Here is a 4623-nt window from a genome sequence, read left to right on the forward strand (position 1 = left end):
CCAGACCCCACACCGGCGCCAACGCCAGATCCGGAACCTCATCACCCACCGCGATCGCGTTCCTCGTCACCACCACCAACCGCGCATCAGCCAACGCCTCACTCGCCAACCACCGCTGCAACAACCCCAACACCCGCACCACAACCGAAGACGACGCACCATCGGTATCACCCGCAGCGTCGACCTCAACCAGCACCACTTCCGGCGTCGCCGCGCCCTCGACAACCGCCAACTCCAGCGCATCCAGATCAGCCAACGGCGCGTCACCCAACACCGCAACCTCCACCGCCACCGCAGACGGCACAGGCACCGGCACCGGCACCCACTCCACACAGAACAGGGAATCGTTCCCCGCCTGCTGACCGCCCGCGAGCCGTGCCGGATCCACCGGCCGCAGCACCAGTCCCTCCACGCTCACGACCGGCTCGCCAGATTCATCAACGGCGTCGATCCGAAGCGCCGACCCACTCGCTGCCACGATCCGCACCCGGACCCGTGAGGCGGTGCTGTGCCCCAGCCTTACCCCGGACCACGAGAACGGCAGCTCCGCAGAGACCGAACCACCAGCCTTCTCCAGCAACCCACCATGCAACATCGCATCGAACAACGCCGGATGGACACCAAAACCCTCACCGCCGGCATCCTCGGCAAGCGCTACCTCGGCATACACCTCTTCGCCATCGCGCCACGCCGCCCGCAGCCCCTGGAAGACGGGCCCGTAGTCGTAACCGGCCTCCGCCAACCGCACATACAGCGAATCCAGCTCTACCGGCTCCGCACCCTCCGGCGGCCACTCCACGGGGAACTCCGAGCTCAGCGGCTGCGTCTCCGGTACGAGCGTCCCGCGCCCGTGACACGTCACCTCGCGTGGTCCGCCCTCACTGCTCTTCTCTGGGCGGGAGTAGATCGCGACTGTGCGGCGTCCGTCCTCGTCAGGCTCTCCGACGGCGAGCTGCAGCTGAACCGCCGCGTCCCCGTCCAGGACCAACGGCGCCTCCAGCACCAACTCCTCAAGCACCGCAGTGCCCACATGCCGGCCGACCGCAACCGCCAGCTCCACCAACGCGGTCCCCGGCACGATCACCGTCCCGAACACCGCATGATCCCGCACCCACGACGCCGACTCCTGCGACAGACGCCCCGTGAACACCCACTCGTCCCGGTCCCCGACCGACACCGCCGCACTCAACAACGGATGGTCCAACCGGTCCAAACCGGCGGCGGTCGCATCGCCCTCACCCGTGCCAGGCGCCAGCCAGTACCGCTCGCGCTGGAAGGCATACGTCGGCAAGTCCACCGACCGAGCGCCCGTGCCCGCGTAGAACGCCTGCCAGTCCACCGGCACACCCGCCAGATGCGCCTGCGCAACAAACGCGGCAAACGTCTCCGCCTCCGACTTGCGCGCCCGCAAGGCCGACGCGAACACCGCCCCGTCCCCGTCCACCGCCTGACGCGCCAACGCCGTCAACACACCATCCGGACCAAGCTCCAGGAACCGGGTCACACCCTCGGCCTGCAGAGTACGAACCCCGTCCGTGAACCGGACCGCCTGACGGACGTGATCCACCCAATAGCCCGGGTCAGCCAGCTCCGCCGACACCAGAGCACCCGTCACATTCGACACCACCGGGATCCCGGGAACACCGAACGTCAGCCCCTCCGCAACCTCGCGGAAGTCGGCCAGCATCGGCTCCATCCGATGCGAATGGAACGCATGACTCACCCGCAGCCGCGTCGTCTTCCGGCCCTGCCACCGCGGCAGCCACTCATCAAGCGCGTCCAAGTCCCCGGACACCACCACCGAGCGGGGACCGTTCACCGCAGCAATCGACAACCGGCCCTCGAACCCGGCCAGCTCCCCAGCCACCTCCTCCTCCGCCGCCTGCACCGCCGCCATCCCACCACCAGCCGGCAACGCACCCATCAACCGGCCACGAGCCACCACCAGCGCACACGCATCCGCCAGCGACAGCACCCCCGCCACATGAGCAGCCACCAGCTCACCCACCGAATGCCCGATCAGATAATCCGCGCGCACCCCAAGAGACTCGACCAGCCGGAACAACGCCACCTCGACCGCGAACAACGCAGCCTGCGTGAACTCCGTCGCATCCAGCAACCCCGCATCCGCAGAGCCCTCCTCGGCAGCCAGCAGACTCTGAAGCGAACGGCCCAGCCGCGGGTCCAGCTCCGCACACACCTCATCCAACGCCCGCCCGAACTGCGGGTAAGCAGCGGCGAGCTCCACACCCATCCGCGCCCGCTGCGCCCCCTGCCCCGTGAACAAGAACGCCGTCCGACCCGCCCCCACCCGACCATCGAACACACCAGCCGCCGGCTCACCCCCGGCCAAAGCCGCAAGCCCCGCCAGCAGCCCCTCCCGATCCGACGCCACCACCGCAGCCCGCTGCTCCAACTGCGCCCGCGACACCACCGACGAGAAAGCGACATCCACCAACCCCACCCCAGGCGAAGCCACCACATGCGCACGCAACCGCTCCGCCTGCGCACGCAACGCCACCTCACCCCTACCCGACACCACCACCGGCACAGGCACCGACGCGGCAGGCGACGCAGCGGGCAACTCGGCCACCGGACGCTCCGTCGGCTCCTCCGCATTGGCGGCCGGAGCCTCCTCGATGATCACGTGGGCGTTCGTCCCGCTGATGCCGAACGACGACACCCCCGCGCGCCGCGGCCGCTCACCCGCAGGCCATTCCTCCGCCTCCGTCAGGAGCCGGATCTGCCCGGCCTCCCAGTCGACATGCGGCGACGGCGCATCCACGTGCAACGTCGACGGCAGCCGGCCATGCCGCATCGCCATGACCATCTTGATCACACCCGCGACACCAGCCGCCGCCGACGTGTGACCGATGTTCGACTTGATCGACCCCAACCGCAGCGGCTCGTTATCGGCCCGCTCCCGGCCATACGTGGCCAGCAACGCCTGGGCCTCGATCGGGTCACCCAGCTTCGTCCCGGTGCCGTGACCTTCCACCGCATCGATCTCCGAGGCACTCAACCCGGCGTTCGCCAACGCCTGCCGGATCACCCGCTCCTGCGAAGGACCGTTCGGCGCCGTCAGACCATTACTCGCACCGTCCTGGTTGACCGCGCTGCCCCGGACAACACCAAGAATCCGGTGACCGTTGCGCCGCGCATCCGACAACCGCTCCAGCACGACCAGACCCAGGCCGTCCGAGAAACCCGTGCCATCCGCAGCCGCCGCATACGACTTGCAACGCCCGTCCGACGCAAGACCCCGCTGACGACTGAACTCAGTGAGGAGGAACGGATCCGACATGATCGTCACGCCGCCGGCCAACGCGAGGGAACACTCCCCGGAGCGCAGCGCCTGCGAAGCCAAGTGCAGTGCTACCAGGGACGACGAGCACGCCGTGTCCACCGTGATGGCGGGGCCCTCCAGGCCGAGGCTGTAGGCGACCCGGCCGGAGAGGACACTGGTCGTCATACCCGTCAGCCGGAAGCCTTCCAGTTCCGGCCGCATCTGGCCGCCGTAGTCCGAGGCCAAGGCACCGCAGAAGACACCCGTGTCGGAGCCGCGCAGCGAAGTGGGGGCGATACCCGCGTCCTCGAACGCCTCCCATGCCGCCTCCAGCATCAACCGCTGCTGCGGATCAATCGCCAACGCCTCACGCGGACTGATCCCGAAGAACCCTGCATCAAAATCACCGACGCCATCGACAAACCCACCACCGCTGGCATAGACACTGCCGACCTGATCCGGATCAGGGTTGTAGAGACGCTCCAGATCCCACCCACGATCACCCGGCAGACCCGACACCGCATCCCGACCCTGCGAGACCAACTCCCACAACTGCGCAGGCGACGACACACCACCGGGATACCGGCAGCTCATCCCCACGATGGCCAAGGGCTCGAGGTCACGCTGCTCCAGCTCGCGCAAGCGACGGTTGGCCGTGCGCAGCTCCCCGGTCACCTTCTTCAGATACACACGGAGCTTGTGCTCGTCCATCGCCGCGGCGCCCCGCTGATCCCCCGTGCCCTGGGTCACGTTCCCAGCTCCTTGTCGATCAACTCAAACATCTCTTCGTCAGAGACCCCGTCGAGGAAGTCATCAGGGTCTTCGTCCAGGCCATCGCTCTGGCCCGACGGTCCGCCGAGGACGGACCACAGCCGATTACTGAAGGCACGCAGCCGGGGTTCGAGCTCGGCCAGTTGCCGCTCGTCACCCGCCACTTGCGTCAGCAGGGCCTCGATCTGTTGCAGCCCTTCTTCGAGAGGCGAGCGGCCGCTCTCCGCGGGCCCGCCGACCTCTGCCAGAAGCAGGGTCGAAACCCCGTCCGGAGTCGGGTGGTCGAAGACGAGCGTCGACGGCAGCCGCATGCCGGTGGCCTGGGTGAGCCGGTTCCGCAGCTCCACCGCCGCCAGGGAGTCGAATCCGAGGGCCTTGAACGTCTGCTCCGGGTCGATCGCGGCGGCCGAGGCATGCCCCAACACCGCTGCGACCTGGGCCTGCACAAGCTCAAGCACAGAACGCTGACGATCGGCTTCGGGTATGGCGGCCAGCCGCTCGGCAAGTGATCCGCTCACGCTCTGCGTACGACGGGCCGGCGTACGGACGAGTCCGCGCAGCAACGC

2 protein-coding genes are annotated in these 4623 nt (G+C 68.4%); both read right to left on the minus strand.

The genetic code is table 11. The features are described from left to right. Positions 1-4036 (minus strand): beta-ketoacyl synthase N-terminal-like domain-containing protein (locus AB0N16_RS41410; RefSeq protein WP_365806001.1); only part of this gene is annotated, 4036 nt, incomplete at its 3' end. After that, a partial coding sequence (locus tag AB0N16_RS41415) for a phosphopantetheine-binding protein (protein ID WP_365806002.1) occupies positions 4033-4623 on the minus strand: 591 nt, incomplete at its 5' end. The genes AB0N16_RS41415 and AB0N16_RS41410, both read right to left, overlap by 4 nt.

This window comes from Streptomyces sp. NPDC051105 (genome assembly GCF_040682795.1).
Taxonomy (GTDB): Bacteria; Actinomycetota; Actinomycetes; order Streptomycetales; family Streptomycetaceae; genus Streptomyces.